The sequence below is a fragment of the Shewanella youngdeokensis genome (assembly GCF_033180165.1).
Classification (GTDB): domain Bacteria; phylum Pseudomonadota; class Gammaproteobacteria; order Enterobacterales; family Shewanellaceae; genus Shewanella; species Shewanella youngdeokensis.
This window is the reverse complement of record NZ_CP136522.1, coordinates 2,492,202-2,510,666: the sequence shown is the minus strand read 5'-3', so window position 1 is coordinate 2,510,666 and position 18,465 is coordinate 2,492,202. Positions and strand designations below refer to the sequence as shown.

General features: G+C 41.4%; 17 protein-coding genes. 9 read left to right on the top strand and 8 right to left on the bottom strand.

What is annotated here, in order from left to right; translation table 11 throughout:
• The first annotated feature begins 41 nt into the window (after window positions 1–41).
• Window positions 42–980, top strand: coding sequence for a chemotaxis protein CheV (locus RGE70_RS10715; RefSeq protein ID WP_310471440.1), 939 nt, complete (start codon window positions 42–44; stop codon window positions 978–980).
• 5 nt (window positions 981–985) lie between these two features.
• Here the strand turns inward: RGE70_RS10715 and RGE70_RS10710 are convergent, their stop codons facing one another.
• Window positions 986–1,630, bottom strand: a complete 645-nt coding sequence (locus RGE70_RS10710; protein ID WP_310471439.1) for a hypothetical protein — start codon at window positions 1,628–1,630, stop codon at window positions 986–988.
• Window positions 1,631–1,737: 107 nt separating this feature from the next.
• The gene (locus RGE70_RS10705; protein ID WP_310471438.1) at window positions 1,738–2,097 is read right to left on the bottom strand and encodes a DUF2750 domain-containing protein; all 360 of its coding nucleotides are present in this window, start codon (window positions 2,095–2,097) and stop codon (window positions 1,738–1,740) included.
• Between the two features lie 363 nt (window positions 2,098–2,460).
• Between RGE70_RS10705 and RGE70_RS10700 the strand changes: the two genes are divergently transcribed.
• The 4 genes from RGE70_RS10700 to RGE70_RS10685 all read left to right on the top strand — a co-directional run bounded on the left by RGE70_RS10700 (window position 2,461) and on the right by RGE70_RS10685 (window position 5,509).
• The gene (locus tag RGE70_RS10700) at window positions 2,461–3,651 is read left to right on the top strand and encodes a lytic murein transglycosylase (protein ID WP_310471437.1); all 1,191 of its coding nucleotides are present in this window, start codon (window positions 2,461–2,463) and stop codon (window positions 3,649–3,651) included.
• Window positions 3,652–3,800: 149 nt separating this feature from the next.
• Entirely contained in the window at window positions 3,801–4,664 is an 864-nt protein-coding gene (locus tag RGE70_RS10695) for a BrxR family transcriptional regulator (RefSeq protein ID WP_310471436.1), read from the top strand.
• 72 nt (window positions 4,665–4,736) lie between these two features.
• Window positions 4,737–5,219, top strand: a complete 483-nt coding sequence (locus RGE70_RS10690) for an FKBP-type peptidyl-prolyl cis-trans isomerase (RefSeq protein WP_310471435.1) — start codon at window positions 4,737–4,739, stop codon at window positions 5,217–5,219.
• 71 nt (window positions 5,220–5,290) lie between these two features.
• Window positions 5,291–5,509, top strand: coding sequence for a DUF3389 family protein (locus RGE70_RS10685; protein ID WP_310471434.1), 219 nt, complete (start codon window positions 5,291–5,293; stop codon window positions 5,507–5,509).
• Between the two features lie 47 nt (window positions 5,510–5,556).
• Here the strand turns inward: RGE70_RS10685 and RGE70_RS10680 are convergent, their stop codons facing one another.
• Window positions 5,557–6,561, bottom strand: coding sequence for a glutathione S-transferase family protein (locus RGE70_RS10680; protein ID WP_310471433.1), 1,005 nt, complete (start codon window positions 6,559–6,561; stop codon window positions 5,557–5,559).
• A gap of 177 nt (window positions 6,562–6,738) precedes the next feature.
• Here RGE70_RS10680 and RGE70_RS10675 point away from each other — a divergent pair, with 177 nt between their 5' ends.
• From RGE70_RS10675 to RGE70_RS10665, 3 genes are all read left to right on the top strand, one after another.
• Window positions 6,739–7,410 carry an alpha/beta hydrolase gene (locus RGE70_RS10675; protein ID WP_310471432.1) on the top strand — a complete coding sequence of 224 codons (672 nt, stop codon included), beginning with the start codon at window positions 6,739–6,741 and terminating at the stop codon, window positions 7,408–7,410.
• A gap of 381 nt (window positions 7,411–7,791) precedes the next feature.
• On the top strand, window positions 7,792–9,696 hold the full coding sequence (locus RGE70_RS10670; RefSeq protein WP_310471431.1) for a bifunctional metallophosphatase/5'-nucleotidase: 1,905 nt from the start codon (window positions 7,792–7,794) through the stop codon (window positions 9,694–9,696).
• A gap of 296 nt (window positions 9,697–9,992) precedes the next feature.
• A complete protein-coding gene (locus RGE70_RS10665) occupies window positions 9,993–10,433 on the top strand; it encodes an Hsp20 family protein (protein WP_310471430.1) in 441 nt (146 codons plus the stop codon).
• 102 nt (window positions 10,434–10,535) lie between these two features.
• Here the strand turns inward: RGE70_RS10665 and ilvN are convergent, their stop codons facing one another.
• The 4 genes from ilvN to RGE70_RS10645 form a co-directional block, all read right to left on the bottom strand.
• Entirely contained in the window at window positions 10,536–11,030 is a 495-nt protein-coding gene (ilvN, locus tag RGE70_RS10660) for an acetolactate synthase small subunit (protein WP_310471429.1), read from the bottom strand.
• Window positions 11,030–12,751: an acetolactate synthase 3 large subunit gene (locus RGE70_RS10655; protein ID WP_310471428.1), complete on the bottom strand. Its 1,722-nt coding sequence runs from the start codon at window positions 12,749–12,751 to the stop codon at window positions 11,030–11,032. Before RGE70_RS10655 ends, ilvN begins: the two co-directional genes overlap by 1 nt.
• A gap of 409 nt (window positions 12,752–13,160) precedes the next feature.
• Window positions 13,161–14,366, bottom strand: a complete 1,206-nt coding sequence (locus RGE70_RS10650) for a multidrug effflux MFS transporter (protein ID WP_310471427.1) — start codon at window positions 14,364–14,366, stop codon at window positions 13,161–13,163.
• Between the two features lie 488 nt (window positions 14,367–14,854).
• Window positions 14,855–15,196 carry a hypothetical protein gene (locus tag RGE70_RS10645; protein ID WP_310471426.1) on the bottom strand — a complete coding sequence of 114 codons (342 nt, stop codon included), beginning with the start codon at window positions 15,194–15,196 and terminating at the stop codon, window positions 14,855–14,857.
• A 292-nt stretch (window positions 15,197–15,488) separates the two neighbouring features.
• Here RGE70_RS10645 and RGE70_RS10640 point away from each other — a divergent pair, with 292 nt between their 5' ends.
• Window positions 15,489–16,241 carry a Nif3-like dinuclear metal center hexameric protein gene (locus RGE70_RS10640; protein WP_310471425.1) on the top strand — a complete coding sequence of 251 codons (753 nt, stop codon included), beginning with the start codon at window positions 15,489–15,491 and terminating at the stop codon, window positions 16,239–16,241.
• Between the two features lie 90 nt (window positions 16,242–16,331).
• On the opposite strand, the gene metG is transcribed toward RGE70_RS10640, so the two are convergent.
• Complete coding sequence (gene metG, locus RGE70_RS10635) at window positions 16,332–18,374, bottom strand: methionine--tRNA ligase (protein ID WP_310471424.1); 2,043 nt, start codon at window positions 18,372–18,374, stop codon at window positions 16,332–16,334.
• Window positions 18,375–18,465 lie beyond the last annotated feature (91 nt).

Genomic DNA, 18,465 nt, shown 5'->3' with positions numbered 1-18,465 from the left:
GTTATAATAATCCTTTTAAAATCGGTGGAATAGGACGTTATATGGCAAAAGTGCTTGCTAGTGTCGATCAACGTACAAAGCTTGTTGGTGAAAACCGATTAGAATTATTGTTGTTTAGGATCAGTGTTACTCAGTTATTTGCGATTAATGTATTTAAAGTGAAGGAAGTGGTTAAGGTTCCGCATTTAAGTGCATTACCTGGCAGCCACCCGAGCATCGTTGGAGTCGCAAATCTTCGTGGGCTGTCTATTCCTGTCATCGATCTTAGAATGGCGATAGGTTATAGTCCATCGGTTGTGAATGAAAACAGTAGTTTAATTATCACTGAATATAATCGCTCTGTGCAGGGGTTTATCGTTGATAAAGTTGAGCATATCGTTAACCTTACTTGGAGCGATATCATGCCGCCGCCCAAAACCGTGGGCACTAATCACTATTTAACCGCTATCACTCGAATTGAATACCAAAAAAATGAAGCATTGGTTTCAATTATTGATGTAGAAAAAGTGTTGGCTGAGATAATCCACTACGATATTAGTTTGTCTGATGGCGTATTAGATCAGCAGTTGCTCCCCTTAATGCAGGGGAAAAGGGTGCTTATTGCCGATGATTCGGCGACAGCTAGACGACAAGTGCGTGAAACTCTACAACAGCTTGGGCTTGAAGTGATTGAAGTTTCAGGTGGCTTAATGGCATTGAGGCAATTGCAGCAATGGTGTGACAGCGGTATTGATGTGACCGAGCACCTGTTGATGTTGATCACAGATGCTGAGATGCCTGAAATGGATGGCTATAAATTGACGCATGAGATCCGTAACGACAGCCGCATGTGTGATCTTTATATTACGTTAAACACTTCTCTAAGCGGTAGTTTTAATCATGCGATGGTTGAAAAGGTCGGTTGTGATCGTTTTATCTCGAAATTTCAACCAGACCTGCTGGTTGAAGTTGTACAAGATAAACTGCGCCAAACAATGTAAATATCTTACTGTTGATGTTCTTCTTTTAGGTCTTCGAGCACTTCTCGCTTCAGTTCAGGTACTGAAGCGATATTGATTTGAGCTACCCTTATCGCAAATCCAAACCGCTCTCTACCAACGATACTAATGACGTTTTCTAAGAAGCGTTTATCAAGTACAAATTGTTTAGCGTAAAAGTTGATAGCTTGTGTGACTGAACTGTAATTTACCCCATCAAAACTAAAATCGGCGCTGTAGCCATAGTCATCAACAACGATGCCATTAATGCTGATTGGCCAACCTGAAAAATTGACTCTATCTCTAGCTATTTCATACATCATCCAACCACTTTTCTTAAAGCCGCCAAATATTCGGTCTTCAAATTCTGACTCTTCTAGCTCTTGTTTTGTCCAATTGACACCAATAGCCAGATGCTTCTCATAAATACGCATGAGCTCATCTTTGACCGCCATTTTACAATCCCAAATCGAAGTGAGTCGATGCTGTTTAGCAATTTTACAGCATTCTTCACAGCACGGGACCATGAGAGACGGGTGTGGGGTATAAGCGTCTTTGTCGTAACAAAACTGCATATTGCTCGGCTCACCACAAAACCAACATATATTACGGTGATTGAAAGGGACATCAATTAAGGGGGCTAATTCGGACAAGATATTTACTCTACTGCAATGGTTGAACAAAAGTACTGATAACAATGATAAAAAAAAGCGCACAATGGCTTGGCGCTTTCAGCATTTACTAAGGTGAGTTGTATGAATTACTCTTGTTCTACATTCACCAAAGATGTGGCTAATACAATCGGGTCGATTTCAAGGCACTCTTGCTCAGCAACCCAATCAACACCGACTAATACACCGTCATCGTTTAGGTCACTGACCCAATACTCTAAAAAATCAATCAGTGTAATTGCAACGGCGTTGTACCCTTGCCATTCTTCAGTGCAATGGCTTTTAGCATGCGCTTCATTAGACCATAATGGCATCACATCTGTAGCTTCAAATTCGGAAGAGTCACAGACAACCCAACCTTCACCTGTTTCATCTTGCAGGCCCCAAACTACTTGATGTTGCTTTACGTTATTAATAAAACTTTCTAAAGCGGGAGTAGTCTCAGTCATGATTAATCTCTTTTTGTTAATGAAAGATATCAGTTATCTCAATAGGTATTAGTCTGCAACTGCGGACTACTTTTGGCAAGTTATTTAATGGTTTTAGCTTCAGTACGTCTCTTGTGACAACTTTGCATCGTTGGTAGCCGGATGAAAAGTAAGCAGTTAATCACAGCAGTTAACATAACTGATATAACAACATTGATTTAGCCTGTATTAGTGCGGCAGGATGTAAATAACACGAGTTACGTCGTTGCAACCTTGACAATAATGAATTAAAAATCATCCATTAGTTGATAGTTTTTAAGGTAAGCTTAATCTGTAAACATCATTGTAATACATTAGCGTCATTCATTTTTTGGGAGCCTTCAATTGTTTAAATTAATCCCCCTAGCAACAACGCTTATCTTAGCCAGTTCAACAGCCTTAGCCTCAGTTGCTTCTGCTGACTGGCCGACCTGCGTGGCTAACTTGCAACAACAGGCCAAAGTCGAAGGTTTGTCGCAAAGCACTATCGATAATACATTAGCGCAGGTGAAGTATGTGCCGAGAGTGATTGAGCTCGATAATAAACAACCTGAATTTAGCTCTACTTTTGAAAACTATTTTACTAAACGAGTCACCGACTGGCGAGTACAGCAAGGGCGTAAGCTGTACCAAGAACACAAACAATTACTGCAAAGCTTAGCTAAGCAATACGGTGTTCCGCCGCAATACTTGTTGGCATTTTGGGGGCTCGAAACGAACTTTGGCTCCTATAAAGGTAAAATGTCAGTGCTGAACTCGTTAGCTACCTTGGCTTGTGATCCGCGAAGAAGCAAATATTTTACCACTGAACTGATGCAAGCTTTGAAATTGAAAGAGCGCTATGGTTTTGAAGAAAAGCAAATGGTTGGCTCGTGGGCTGGTGCAATGGGGCACACTCAATTTATGCCATCTGCGTATGCCAAGTATGCGATTGATGGTGACGGAGATGGTAAAGCAGACTTGTGGAACAGCACCACTGACGCACTGACGTCTGCGGCTAACTTCTTACAAAACTTAGGCTGGCAAAGGGAAGAGCGCTGGGGCCGAGAAGTCACCTTGCCGGCTGATTTTAGTTACCAATATATGGGCCGCTCTCAAGCACAACCACTTACAACTTGGGCTGAACTTGGCTTAAGGCAAGCTAATGGCAATCGCCTCAGTACACCTGATATGCAAGCGGCTTTATATGTACCATCGGGGCACACCGGGCCAGCATTTTTAGGTTATGACAATTTTAATGTGATTATGAAATGGAACCGTTCAACTTTTTATGCCATTGCCGTCGGTCACCTGGCTGACAGAATAAACGGCGCTGCGGGACTAAGCGTTAAGCCTCCTAAAATGGCTAATTTGAAACGAGCACGGGTAAAGCAATTACAAACTCAGCTGAATACTTTAGGTTTTGATGTTGGCAAACCCGATGGTGTATTGGGGGCTAAATCGGTAAAAGGCTTACAAGCTTTTCAAAAGAGTCATGGCTTAGTGGCTGATGGGTTTCCTAGCGAAGCGACTTTTTCTGCTTTAGGAGTAAAGTAGCGCTCACTTAACGTTATTTCTATTTAACGGTGTTATGTAGCAATTTTTTATTTAAATCAGAAAGATGCAATCAATACGATTGCATCTTTTTTGTTGATGGCATAGATTGGAATTATCAATTACGTTATTGACTCTAATGGCATAAATAAATGGACAATCTTTCTCACGCACAACGTCAGCGTTTAGCATTTATCGATTTTAGTTTGCAGTATTTTGGTCAAGTTTCCCGTCAAGATTTAATCAGTAAATTTGCTACGGGATTAGCGGCCGCAACTCGTGATTTTCAAAGCTATAAAACCTTAGCGCCCAATAATATGCGCTTAGTGCACCAGACTAAGAGTTACCACCGTTTACCGGAGTTTAAGGCCTTGTTTACCCATGAGCCGGGCGCCATTTTACATGGTCTTGCTAAAGGGTTTGGTGATGGTTTGTCGCAGCCGGTGAAACCAAGTGGTATTTGTATTGATGCCATACAGTTAATCCACCCTGATACTAATATTATTGCCGCATTAATGCGTGCTATTCAAGCAAAGCAAGCTTTAGCGGTCGAGTATGTGTCGATGTCTTCAGGCTGTAAGTGCAGAGAAATAGTGCCTCATGCTTTAGTTAACAATGGCCAACGTTGGCATGTACGTGCGTTTGATCGTGCCAATAAAGTGTTTACCGATTTTGTGGTTACGCGCATCAAAACGGCGGTGGGCTCTGATACCAGTGTTAAGTATCTTGAAACTGAGGTGCATGATAAGTATTGGCAACTTGAATTATCGTTAGTGCTGATCCCGCATCCGTCGTTAGTCCATCCAGAAGCCATCGAGCTTGATTACCAAATGGTGAATAAATCACTCACACTAACTTGCCGAGCAGCATTGGCGGGTTACTTGTTACGCCAATGGAGTGTTGATTGCTCGGCTAAGCACCAAATTAGTTCTGGCGTGTGTCAATTAGCACTAGCCAATCATCAAGTACTGACTCAAATTGAGCACCTTGCCATTGTACCTGGGGCTAACGGCTAGTTTAAGATAACACTAGAGGCTTTGAGTGACTTTTGATAAGCTCACGCAACAAAATTTGAGTTAAGGATTACCATGAGTATTAAAGATGATTCTGTCGTGCAGTTTAATTACACACTACGTGACGAGCAAGGTGAAGTACTAGAGACAAATGAAGGACTCGACCCTATTGCTTATCTTCATGGTCATGACAACATGATGCCTGGTGTCGAAAAGGCACTTGAGGGCAAAGATACCGGCGCTAAGTTTTCAGTGACGCTACCTGCAAGTGAGACTTACGGAATTCGTAATGATGACGCAGAGCAACGCGTATCGGTGAAGCACTTACAAGGCGCCAAAGTATGGAAGCCGGGTATGCGTGCGTTAATTAATACCGATCAAGGGCAACGCCAAGTTACCATTATTAAAGTAGGTAAGTTTATGGCAACAGTTGATGTTAACCATCCACTTGCGGGCCGTGAATTGACATTCGACCTTGAGGTTGCTGACGTTCGCGATGCTACAGCAGAAGAAATTGCACATGGGCACGCCCATGGTAAAGGTGGTCACCAGCACTAAAGGTGCTAACATATTATTAAAAGCCCAACATTGTTTGGGCTTTTTTGTTGCAAGTCAGTCAGAGAGCACCAATGGTCATTGAAATAAGTAGTGGAAAAATCATACTCAGCCCATTTGAAGTACAAGTAAGACTGAATAATCATTGTCAGTTATTTGCCATGGTCGAAGATATAAAGTTTCACCCAGACGCACTCATGATGGTTGCCGACGCTGGTGCTGTGCGTTGGAGCTTAAAATTAGATGACAGCGACCAACTTAAGAGTATTAAAGCTGAACTTGGCATCATGTAATTATGTTTCAGCCCATTAAATTGTTTCAGTACCACTGGGAAAACTGACTATAAGTGTTGCCTGTTGTGTGGCGCTGTAAAGTCTAGAACCGGGCCTTTTGGAACAATTCTTGTCGGGTTTATCATGTCATGACTGAAAAAGTAGTGCTGTTTTATATGGTCAAAATTAACGGTGCTGGCAATCCCTTCAAGTTGATAAATGTCACGTACATAAGCAAACAGGTGAGGGTAGTCAACTATACGTTTTTTATTGGTTTTAAAGTGGCCAACATAAACGGCATCAAACCTTATTAAAGTGGTAAATAAGCGTATGTCGGCTTCAGTTAAATGAGCGCCAACAAGGTAGCGTTGATGACTAAGCCGCAGCTCTAGCTTATCGAGTTCGTTAAACAATGAGTCAACGGCATGGTTATAAGCTTGTTGACTAGTAGCAAAGCCTGCTTTGTAGACGCCGTTGTTAATATTTGAATAGATCTCAGCATTTAGTTTATCAATTTCTTGATGATTATCCTTGGGGTATAAATCACGACGGTTAGAGGTTAAATGATTAAACTCACTATTAAACATTCTAATGATGTCAGCTGACTCATTACTTACAATACTATGAGTATGCCGATCCCACAGTACAGGCACAGTCACTCGCCCGTTATAGTTTGCGTCCGCTTTTTGATAAATTTGGTAAAGAAAATCGGCTTTATTAATTAAGTCAGCTTGGGCTCCCGCAATGTGCTGAGCAATACTAGATTGATTGTTGCCAGCAAACTCCCAGCCTTGGCTTAACATATGCGGCTCAACCACGGTCACGCCGATGATGTCTTGCAGGTTTTTTAGTTGTAGATAAATTAAGGTGCGGTGAGCCCAAGGGCACGCTAATGATACATAAAGGTGATAACGGTTTTTTTCTGCTTTAAAACTGATACTGTTGTGCTTATATGGTTGGCCGTCGCGAGTGATCCAATGCCTAAAATAGGATTGCGTACGTTTAAATTCTCCCGCGGTTTCAGCTGTTGGGTACCATTGGTCAACCCATTTCCCATTATGCAGTAAACCCATATTCTCTTGTTCCTACTTTTTATTTCTGATTAGTCTATGACAACAGCTTATGTCTACACGAAATTTAAGTTAAGCGCATTTAGTTGCTAGAACCTTTCTATTTTTTGTGAAAATAGGATGTCTGCTCAATGGCTGATATTATGGCGATAAAATCAATATCGCTTAAAAAGGAACACCATGCTAGATAAGCCATTAGATAAAATAGTCGTTGAACCTAACACTGCAGCATCTGCTTGTGTTATTTGGTTACATGGTTTGGGTGACTCAGGTGCGGGTTTTGCACCAGTTGTACCTGCTTTAGGTTTACCGCCGCAGCACACGATTCGATTTGTTTTCCCCCATGCACCAGAGCAAGCGGTCACTATTAATGCCGGTTACATCATGCGCGCTTGGTATGACATTAAGAGCATGGATCTTCATGATCGTGCTGACATGTCTGGAGTGTTGCAAAGTGAGCTGCAAATCAAAGCGCTTATTGAAGAGCAAATCGCATCAGGGATTGAGGCAGAAAATATTGTTCTAGCCGGCTTTAGCCAAGGCGGTGTAATGAGTTTGTTTACAGGTTTGAGGTTTCACCAGCGATTAGCTGGAATTATGGCGCTGTCATGTTATTTACCAACGGCGGATAAATTACCCCTTGATTTGGCCGACAAGAATAAAAACACACCCATTTTGCAACAACATGGTACACAAGATGAGGTAGTTTCACTTAGTGCGGGCCAATCTGCGTTCGAGCTTTTACAGGCAAATGGGTATGCTAGCCAGTGGCAATCTTATGAAATGGGACATAATGTACTGCCTGAACAGCTACATGACATATCAACCTGGCTACAAAAGGTACTAACTTAGAATTAGTAAGTTCTAATGGTTGTTTTTTTGCACACTGAGGCGCTGTTGTGAATACAGTGTGTGTTTGTATTTGGAAACAATCTATTAAAATTAATTTGAGTTTTAACTGACTGAAATGATTGCCTTTGTTTTTAGGTGTTATTAGCTTTACTGTTATTGATACGCCCCTTTTTTATTGTTAGAACTTCCTTGTTCGTTCAGGTATAAAATGCCTGAAACGAAGTGTCTATAAAACAACCACTTACTTAAGTGGTTGGTTATTTCGCTGGCACTGTAGTAGCAGAAAGTTTGCTAATATAGTTTGCGGTTTGAATAGGGTTATTCGAATTGACGAAATATACAAATAAGAAAACACAAATAATAATCAAGGGGTTGATTTTAATGAATAAGGCTTTAATAAAAGGGCTCGTAGCCACTGCTGTTGTAACAGCGTTAACAGGATGTGGAAATGATGATGACTCATCACTCAATAAGTTTAATTTAACTATTGCTCACATTAACGATACACATTCTAGCTTTGACCCAACAGATTTTGATTTTACTGCACAAATTGATTCAGCCGATTTTGCCGTTCGTACTTCTGCTGGTGGTTACCCGCGCGTTGCGACAGCATTGAAAGCCGCGCGTGCAGCAGCAGATGATGCTGATAAGCCATTTTTAGCGCTACATGGCGGTGATGCTTTTCAAGGATCTTTATATTTCAATGTATTAAAAGGTGCTGGTAATGCAACCTTGTTACGTGAAATGGAACTTGATGGCATGGCGATTGGTAATCATGAGTTTGATTTGGGCAATGAACCATTAATCGAATTTGCCAACAAAGTGAACTTCCCTCTTTTAGCTGCAAACCTAGACACCTCTGCAGACTCTCAAATGGCTAATGTGGCTAACATCATGCCATATATGATTAAAGAGTTTAATGGTGAGCAAGTAGGTGTTTTTGGCTTAGTGTTAGAGGATATGGATAGTATTTCATCTCCAGGTGAAGATCTTGTATTCAATAAAGAGATTGAAACCGCTCAAGCTACCGTTGATGCCTTAAAAGAGCTTGGTGTTGATAAAGTTGTTATGGTGAGCCACATTGGTTTAGATCGTGATATTTTGATCGCTTCAAACGTAAATGGTGTTGATGTTATCGTAGGTGGCCACTCTCATACTTTATTGGGTGATTTTACCAACCTAGGTAATGGTAATGGTTCAGCAGTTGCGAGCTACGCTGAAATGTTTACTAACCCGAACGGTACTTCTAAAACCTGTATCGTACAGGCTGGCGATGTTGCTCAAGCAGTAGGACAGGTTGACGTTAGTTTCGAAAATGGCCAAGTAACCGCCTGTGAAGGTAATAACACCCTATTGATTGATAACGATTTTCAGCATAAGTATGACGGCGAGAACAGAGTTGCACTTACAGAAGAAGATCAAGCCTCAACAGAAGCATTTGTCAATGAGCAGCACAATATCGCTTTAACTGAAGAAGATGCATTATTGCGTAGCATTATCGACATTGACTACAAACCACTTATTGAAGCATATGAAGGCTTAGTCATTGGCCAGGTTTTTGATGCGAATGACCCAGTTGACTCGGGCACATTAGATAATGTTCGTATTCCGGGTGTAGCACGAAATGGCGCTTCATTGCCGGTTACAGGCTCAGAAGCGGGCGCTCAAGTCGCAACGTCAATGGTGTGGAAGCTAAATACATTGGGTTATGGTGTAGATTTAGCTATTACTAACACGGGTGGTGTACGCAACAATATCGTTGCTGGGCCTGACGGGCTAACAGCGGGTTACGTGCTAGGTTCGCTACTTTACTTTAGTAATGAACTTGCCGTCGTTGAGCTTAAGGGTGCTGACATTACTCAGTTACTTGAAGATACCATTAACTACTCGATGAGCACATCAACAGGTTCATTCCCAACTTTTGCAAATATTGAGTTTACTTACAATGGTTTAGCAACTGTTGGTGAGCAAATTGAAAGTTTGAATATTTGTCCTGAAGGCGTAGCTGCTGGAAACTGTAGCGCAATTGAAGACGATACTGTTTATAAGGTAGCGACTAACGCATACATTGCCGGCGGTAAAGATGGTTACGACATTTTTGATACCAAGAAGCAGTCAGAAGTGGTTCTTTCAGGCTTTATTGATAATGAGTCAATGATTGAATATGTTGAGGCGCTAACTGCAGAAGGTAAGCAACTGGTTGAAATCCCAACTGGCTTAACTTTTATTGCACCAGCCGACTATAAAATTGATGATCCAATTATTAAACCTGAAGATAATCAATAAACTATTACAGTAATCATATTGATTAGCTTACAGTTATAGCTCCAAAAACAGCCTCTATCTAGAGGCTGTTTTTATTTGTAGATGCTGAGGAATAGCTGCAACAACCACATTCTTTGATAAATTAATTGCATTGATACTTGAAAAATATTTAGTCGTCCTCATATCTATTTGTAGAGTCGCTCAACGAGGTCTCTACACCAATACTTGCTTTTACGCCTTCGGGGTAATCGCGGGTAAAAACAGCGCGACAAATGTCGGCTACATACTTTTATATTGCTTAATACAAGGATATACCCATGAGAAATTACGACCTAACACCACTTTACCGCAGTGCCATTGGATTTGACCGTTTAGCCCAACTTGCTGAACATGCCGCGTCGAACAAAGGCAATACCGGTTACCCACCTTATAATATCGAACTACTTAATGAGCATCGTTATCGTATTACGATGGCTGTGGCAGGCTTTAGCATGGCAGAGCTTGATATCACCAGCGAAGGCGATAAATTATTAGTAAAAGGTACAAAAGCAGAACAAAGCGCTGAGCGCCAATACTTGTATCAAGGTATTGCGGAGCGTGGATTCGAACGTACATTCCAGCTAGCAGATTACGTTACCGTGATTGGCGCCGATCTTGAAAATGGATTGCTCAACATTGATCTTAAAAGAGAGATCCCTGAAGCTTTAAAACCGCGAAAGATAGAAATAGGGGCTAGCCGCACGCTGGAAGCCAATTAAACATAGTTTCCCTGGCGATGCTTAAGCGCTAAACAAAAAAGGAGTCAAATGACTCCTTTTTTAGTGGGTAAATTTCATCACTTCGTTAGGGATGAAAGTTTGTTAAACGCGCATCGACTTATCACCGCGAGCAAGGCCAACAACACCTGAACGAGATATTTCAATCACTTTTGTTACATCGGCTAATGCAGCGATACCTGCGTCAAGTTTGTCACTGGTGCCGACTAACTGCACCGTGTATAGGCCTTTATTTACATCGACAATTTGTCCACGGAAAATATCCGCAAGCCGCTTAACCTCTTCACGAAAATCACTTTGCGCTTTGACTTTTATCAGTGCGACTTCTCTTTCAACATGCGCAGATTCAGTAATGTTTGACACTTTTAACACATCAATAAGCTTATGTAATTGCTTTTCAATTTGTTCAAGTACCGCTTCGTCTGCTTTGACTGAAATGGTCAAACGCGATAACGTTTTGTCGTCTGTGGGAGCCACAGTTAGCGTTTCAATATTGTAACCGCGCTGAGAGAAAAGCCCAACAACACGAGAAAGTGCGCCCGGTTGGTTTTCAAGTAATACACATATAATTCGACGCATTAGCTTTTCTCCGTTTTACTTAGCCACATTTCATTCATCGCACCGCCACGAATTAGCATTGGATAAACGTGCTCAGTTTCATCGACGTGAATGTCTACAAAGACTAACTTGTCTGTCATCGAAAATGCTTTTTCTAAGCCTGACTCCAGCTCTGCTGGATCGCTAATTGTCATGCCCACATGGCCATAAGCTTCGGCAATTTTTGCAAAATCAGGCACTGAATCCATATAAGACTGAGAATGACGACCAGCGTAAATCATGTCTTGCCACTGCTTCACCATTCCGAGGAAGTGATTATTTAAATTAATAATTTTCACTGGAATACCATATTGCAATGCAGTTGATAACTCTTGGATATTCATTTGAATAGAGCCATCACCGGTGACACAAATAACGGTTTCATCTGGCTTTGCTAGTTTAACTCCCATCGCGGCGGGTAAGCCAAAGCCCATTGTGCCAAGGCCACCTGAGTTAATCCAACGACGCGGTTTATTAAACGGGTAATAAAGGGCGGCAAACATCTGGTGTTGACCCACATCTGATGCGACATATGCATCACCATTGGTTAATTTATGCATGACCTCGATTACCTGTTGAGGTTTTATTCTTTCGGCAGATGTTTGGTATGCCAAACTTTTGCGCGCGCGCCACTGAGTAATCTCATTCCACCAATGGTCATTGGCTGCAGCATCATTAATGCCATCATCATTGGCTTCCATTTGTTTTAGCATTTCATCTAAAACTTTGTCTGCGGAGCCCACAATCGGGATATCAACTTTAATCGTTTTTGAGATAGACGAAGGGTCAATGTCGATGTGTAAAATAGTGGCATTAGGACAGTATTTTTCAACGTTATTGGTGGTCCGGTCATCAAAACGTACACCAATACCAAAAATAAGATCACTGTTATGCATGGTCATATTCGCTTCATAACAGCCATGCATTCCAAGCATTCCAACGCTATTGGCGTGGGTACCAGGAAACGCTCCGAGACCCATTAATGTACAAACCACCGGGATCCCTAGTTTTTCAGATAGACTCAGAATTTGCTGTTCACAGCCAGAAATTACAGCGCCGCCACCCACATAGAGTACCGGTTTTTTTGCCGCTAATAATGCTTGAAGGCCGCGGCGAACTTGGCCTTTATGGCCAGAAGTCGTAGGGTGATAAGATCGCATCGAAATATCTTCAGGATATTGATAATCAAATAAGATCTGTGGGTTCATACAATCTTTTGGAACATCAACGACGACGGGGCCTGGACGTCCACTTGACGCTATAAAAAATGCTTTTTTGATAATAGCAGGGATATCTCGAGGATCAGTGACTAAAAAACTGTGTTTAACCACTGGGCGGGAAATACCAATCATGTCGCACTCTTGAAAGGCATCATTACCAATGAGATCGCTATGCACTTGGCCTGAAATAACGACTAAAGGGATAGAGTCCATATATGCCGTTGCAATACCGGTAATGGTATTTGTAGCGCCAGGACCTGATGTGACAAGTACAACACCAACGTCACCCGTTGCTCGAGCATAACCATCAGCCATATGTACGGCAGCTTGTTCATGCCTTACAAGGATGTGTTCGATACTCGAACTTTCATGCATCGCATCGTATATATCAAGGACTGATCCACCGGGATAGCCAAAAATATGCTTAACACCTTCGTCGATAAGAGAACGGACAACCATACTGGCGCCTGATAGCTTCTCCATATTAATTCCTTTCTTTGTTACCGCGTTGTTATGCAGTAATCGCAACAGCGACGGTAATCGCTCTAATATTAAGCTTGGACGGTTATCCTTACTCGCGTTTGCCGTTGATTTAAGTTCAAACTAGGGTTTGTAACTTCATCTATGGGGCTAAACTTCATTTGAAGTTAAATTTATAATATAAAATAACCAAATGATTACAAGAACTAATTGCACAAAAATCGTTCTAAATTGTGAACTTTCAATATTGTAGAAAGGAATGCTTAGCAAAAGCTAAGATTTGAATAGATTATCAAACGTTGAAATTTTAGGCTGGAAAAGCCTGTTTAGGTTAGTAACAAAAATAGGCTACTAGCCCAAACTTAAGCCGTTACGCATCCATTAGTGGCGATGATAAACTGTAGCGCTTTATTTACGTGAGTTCACGTTTACAGAAAAATTGACAGACTCCCACCAGTATAATGGCGCTAAGCATTAAACCCGCAAAAGGTACTGCGGTGCCGTTATAGAACAGCGCCAATAAAGGGCCTGCCAGTGCACCACAGCCAAACCTTAATGTGCCAATAACGGCAGATGCAGTGCCAGTTTCTTGTTGGAACTGCATCAATACAATTGAATCGGCATTAACTGACATGATCCCTAAAGAGGCCATTAAAGGGAGAAGCATCAACACAGTAAATACATAGTTTAATTCTAATAAGTTAACTGACAATAACCCGATAGCGGCGAATGTGCCTACAATGCTAGATGCTCGCAACATTCGTCTAGAACCATAGCGCCCTACAATGCGGCTGTTGACAACATTGGCGAGCATGAGTGCACCAACATTGGTGCTGAATAAAATCGCAAATAATGATTGGTCAAGGCCAAATACCTCCATATAGACAAAAGGGGAGGCCGTTAAATAACAGAAAAAAGCAAATGCGGTCAGTACGCCACTGGCAATATTGAGTTTAACTCCCGGTTTAGTGAGCACCGCAGCGTAGGCACCTAAAAAAGATTTTTTACTGCGTTGGGTTGTATCAGTATCGCTTGGCAGCTTCAGTTTTAAACCAACAAAAAACAATAAAATAAAAGCGTAGAAGGCCAGAATAAAGAAAATTAAATGCCAGTCACCTAGCTGTAAAATAAGGCTACCAATACTTGGGGCAATAAGGGGCGCTAGCATCATCATGAGGCTGACATAAGACATGCCTTTGGCAGTATTGTTGCCGTATAACTCTCTGATATAACCTGGGACAACAACTGTGGCCGCTGCGCCGATAAAAGCTTGTAAGAACCTCAGTGCTAAAAATGTTTCAATAGTTTGCACAAATGCCAAAGCAAAACTAATCAACATAAAACCAGCTAAGCCAATAATCACCATTCTACGACGACCATAGCGGTCAGCTAGTGGCCCAAAACAGAGCATACCTAAAGAGTAACCTGCTAAATATATACTCAATGACTGCTGAACCAAGGTGATACCGGTATCAAAAGTACTTGCAAGCGCGGCCATTGCCGGCAGATACATATCAATAGCCAATGGGGTTATGGCTACAATTGCTGATAGCATTGGGATCAATAATGCAAGGTTGGGGATCCCGGGCTGATTGTTGGTCTTTATGCTGTTGTTCAAGCTTACCTCGTTAAATTTGCTTTTAGAGCTTCTGGTTCATCGATAGAACCCACACTCTAATGCTCGATTAAAAGGATAGAGTTCAAGCTTTTATTAAATATTCGCCGTTATTTTATCGCTTAAGTCACATTTTACCAATCCTATAACTTAGGAAATAACTCGGATATATCTGTGTATTTGTAACCAAATCTTAGTTTATAACTGATTGATACATTGTTGTGATTTAAATTAATAAAAATACAACATAATTGTGCTAATCGAATTTAAGTGGCTGGGCTTAATGAGCATGAGCTGGTTGCGACAAGCTGACAAAGCCCGTTGCAAGGAGGATAATTGACTGAGAAACTCTGGCTAATTATTGAGCCAAATAAACGGTTCTCGACGAGAACCCCCAAAAATAAAAAAACTCCATCACAATTGTAATGGAGTTTTTTAGCACTTAAGTAAGGTTAATTAACTAAGAGGCTTAAATAACCTTAAGTAAAGGCTTAGAAACCGCGAGGAAGTTGACCTTTACCCGCTAGTTTTTCACGCCAAAGTTCTTTTGGTGTTTTGCCACCGTTTTTTGCTACAGGCTTTGACGCCTGTTTAGCAGGGGCTTTCTTGGCTGAAGGTTTTGCAGTAACTTTCTTTTCAGCTTTAACTGCAACAGAAGCTGTATCGCCGCCAATTTCAGCTAACATTGCTTCTAAATCACTGAAGCGTAATGATTTACCGCCATCGATTTTGTACCAGCTACCTTTCTGTTCGATTTTAACAGTTTGACCTTCTTGCTTTGCAAGTGCGGCCTCAAGTGTGCTGATGACCTGTTCTTTGGTCAGTTTAGACATATTAGTAACCTGTTTGTTTTGTGTTTACACGAAGCTTTGGAGGGATTTTATCGTTTAATGCACTAAAAAGTCCAATTTTCAGCATATATCGGTGCATTTTTATGAAGTTCTGAACATTTTTTAGCAATAAAGTGGTCTAAATTTACCCGTTAGTGGGGAGGTTCGACTACTCGCTAGGTTTCTGAACTCCCAAAATTATGAGGTTAGTGGCGTTTTATTTAACTTGTAATGGCTTGTTGAGGGATAAAAAGGGAGAATACAAAATGAAACAATGACAATTTTAGGTGACGCAATGACCCGAACAGAACTATGCCAGTACTTGGCACAATACCTTAAAATCGATACGTTTAAAGATTATGCTCCAAATGGCTTGCAGGTCGAAGGCACTAACGAGATCAAAACCATTGTGACAGGTGTTACGGCTTGCCAAGCATTAATCGATAAAGCGATAGAGTTAAACGCCGACGCTATTATTGTGCACCATGGGTTCTTTTGGAAAAGTGAACCAGAGATCATTGTTGGTATGAAGCAAAAGCGGATAAAAGCGCTGCTAATAAATGACATTAATTTATTGGGTTACCACTTGCCGCTTGATGCCCACGAAGATGTTGGTAATAACGCGCAACTAGGCAACATTATCGGTATTGATAACGCACGCGTCATTGAAGGTTATGCTCAAGGCTTAATGTGGCGTGGTGAGTTAAGTGTGCCCTCTAGCGCAGGAGAGCTTAAACAGGCTATTTCGCATGCTTTGTCGCGCGAGTGTTTACACCTTGGTAATGAACAAGGTTTAGTGGAAACGGTTGCTTGGTGCAGCGGCGGCGCGCAAGATTATATAGATATTGCTGCGTCGTTAGGAATTGATGCATTTATTAGTGGCGAAGTGTCTGAGCGGACTTATCATTGCGCTGTAGAGCAAAATATTCAATATTATGCAGCTGGGCATCATGCAACAGAATTATACGGTATACAGGCATTAGGTAAGCATTTAGCTGACAAATTTGAGCTTACACATCACTTTGTTGATATTAGTAACCCAGTTTAACCCTGTGATCTTGTTGGATAGCTATAAAAAAGCCGCTCAATCGAAGAGCGGCTTTTTTAATAAGCGAAAACGGCCTTTATTGAGCGGAGCTTACATCACTCGCATACCCGGTTTAGCGCCTGCATGTGGTTCTAAAATCCAGATATCTTTTCCGCCAGGTCCAGCAGCTAATACCATGCCTTCAGATTCACCAAACTTCATTTTTCTCGGTGCAAGGTTGGCCACCATAACAGTGTGTTTACCAATTAAATCTTCTGGCGCATAAGCCGATTTAATGCCTGCAAACACTTGTTTGGTTTCGCCGCCTAAATCAAGTTCTAAACGCAGTAGTTTGTTGGCTTTTTCAATATGCTCAGCTTTAGCAATGAGTGCAATACGTAAATCGACCTTAGCAAAGTCATCAAAAGTGATTTCAGGTGCTAACGGCTCTTTTTCAAGTTCTGTTTGCACTTGCTCAGCTTTAGGGGCTTTGGCTTCTGCAACTTGAAGGTTTTCAGTTGACGCTTCAATAATCGCCTCAATACTCTTCATTTCAATACGTTGCATTAACGCTTTAAACTTAGCAATTTCATGGCCTGCTAAATCTTGGTTTAAATTGTCCCAAGTTAAGGTTAACTGCAGGAAGCTTTCAACTTTTTCAGCTAACTGAGGCAATACTGGTTTTAGGTAAGTGACTAAAATACGGAATAAGTTAAGTGCATTACTACAAACTTGATGCGCTTCTTCTTGTTTTGCTTCGTCTTTGATTAACTGCCAAGGTGCAGCATCGGCAACATAAGCGTTCGCCATATCGGCAAGTGCCATGATTTCACGCATCGCTTTACCGAATTCACGGGTTTCATACAGTTCAGCAATGAGGTCCTGTTTAGCTAAGAAGGCGTCGGTTAACGACATGTCGTTAACTTTAGCTAGCTTACCTTCAAAGCGTTTACTGATAAAACCTGCGGTGCGAGATGCTAGATTGACCAGCTTACCGACTAAATCTGAATTTACACGTTGAGCAAAATCTTCAAGATTTAAGTCTAAATCATCAACACGGCTATTTAATTTAGCGGCGTAGTAATAACGCAGATACTCAGGGTCTAAGTTGTCTAAGTAAGTGCGCGCTTTAATGAAAGTGCCTTTTGATTTAGACATTTTGGCACCGTTAACTGTAACGTAACCATGTGCAAAAACGCTTGTTGGTTTACGCACACCAGCACCATCTAGCATTGCAGGCCAGAATAAACCGTGGAAGTTAACGATATCTTTGCCAATAAAGTGGTAAAGCTCGGTGGTTGAGTCTTTACTCCAATATTCGTCAAAGCTTAGGTCGTCGCGTTTGTCACATAAGTTTTTGAAAGAACCCATGTAACCAATTGGTGCGTCTAGCCATACATAGAAAAATTTACCTGGTTGCTCTGGGATCTCAAAACCAAAGTAAGGGGCATCACGAGAGATATCCCACTGTTGTAGGCCTTGGTCAAACCATTCTCTTAGCTTGTTAGCAATTTCTGGCTGCAGTGAGCCTGAAGATAACCATTCACCAAGCATGGTTTCAAATGCTGGTAGGTCAAAGAAAAAGTGTTCACTGTCTTTCATTACAGGTGTTGCACCTGAAACGGCCGAATAAGGGTTGATTAAGTCTGTTGTGCTATATGTAGCGCCACAGTTGTCACAGTTGTCGCCGTATTGGTCTTCACTCTTACATTTTGGGCAAGTGCCTTTTACAAAACGGTCAGGTAAAAACATCGATTTTTCAGGGTCAAATAACTGTGAAATAGTTTTGGTTTTAATATAACCCGCATCACGTAACTTTAGATAAACATCGCTAGCCAGTTGACGGTTTTCATCACTGTGGGTGCTGTGGAAATTGTCAAATTGTATATTAAAGTCTGCAAAATCTTTTTCATGTTCTTGTTGAACTTGCGCAATCATCTCTTCAGGGGTAATACCCAATTGTTGAGCTTTGAGCATGATCGGCGTGCCATGAGCGTCATCTGCACAAATGTAATGACATTCATGCCCTCGAAGCTTTTGGTAACGAGACCAAATATCAGTTTGAATATACTCAAGCATGTGGCCTAAATGAATTGGGCCATTTGCATATGGAAGTGCACTAGTGACTAAGATTTTACGTTGTGTGTTTGACATCTTTTCTCGAAATCGCTGGGAACCTAAATAGAATGGCATAGATACTAACCGATCCTGTGGATAGTTTCATTAAATCCAAGCGTAACTGTGG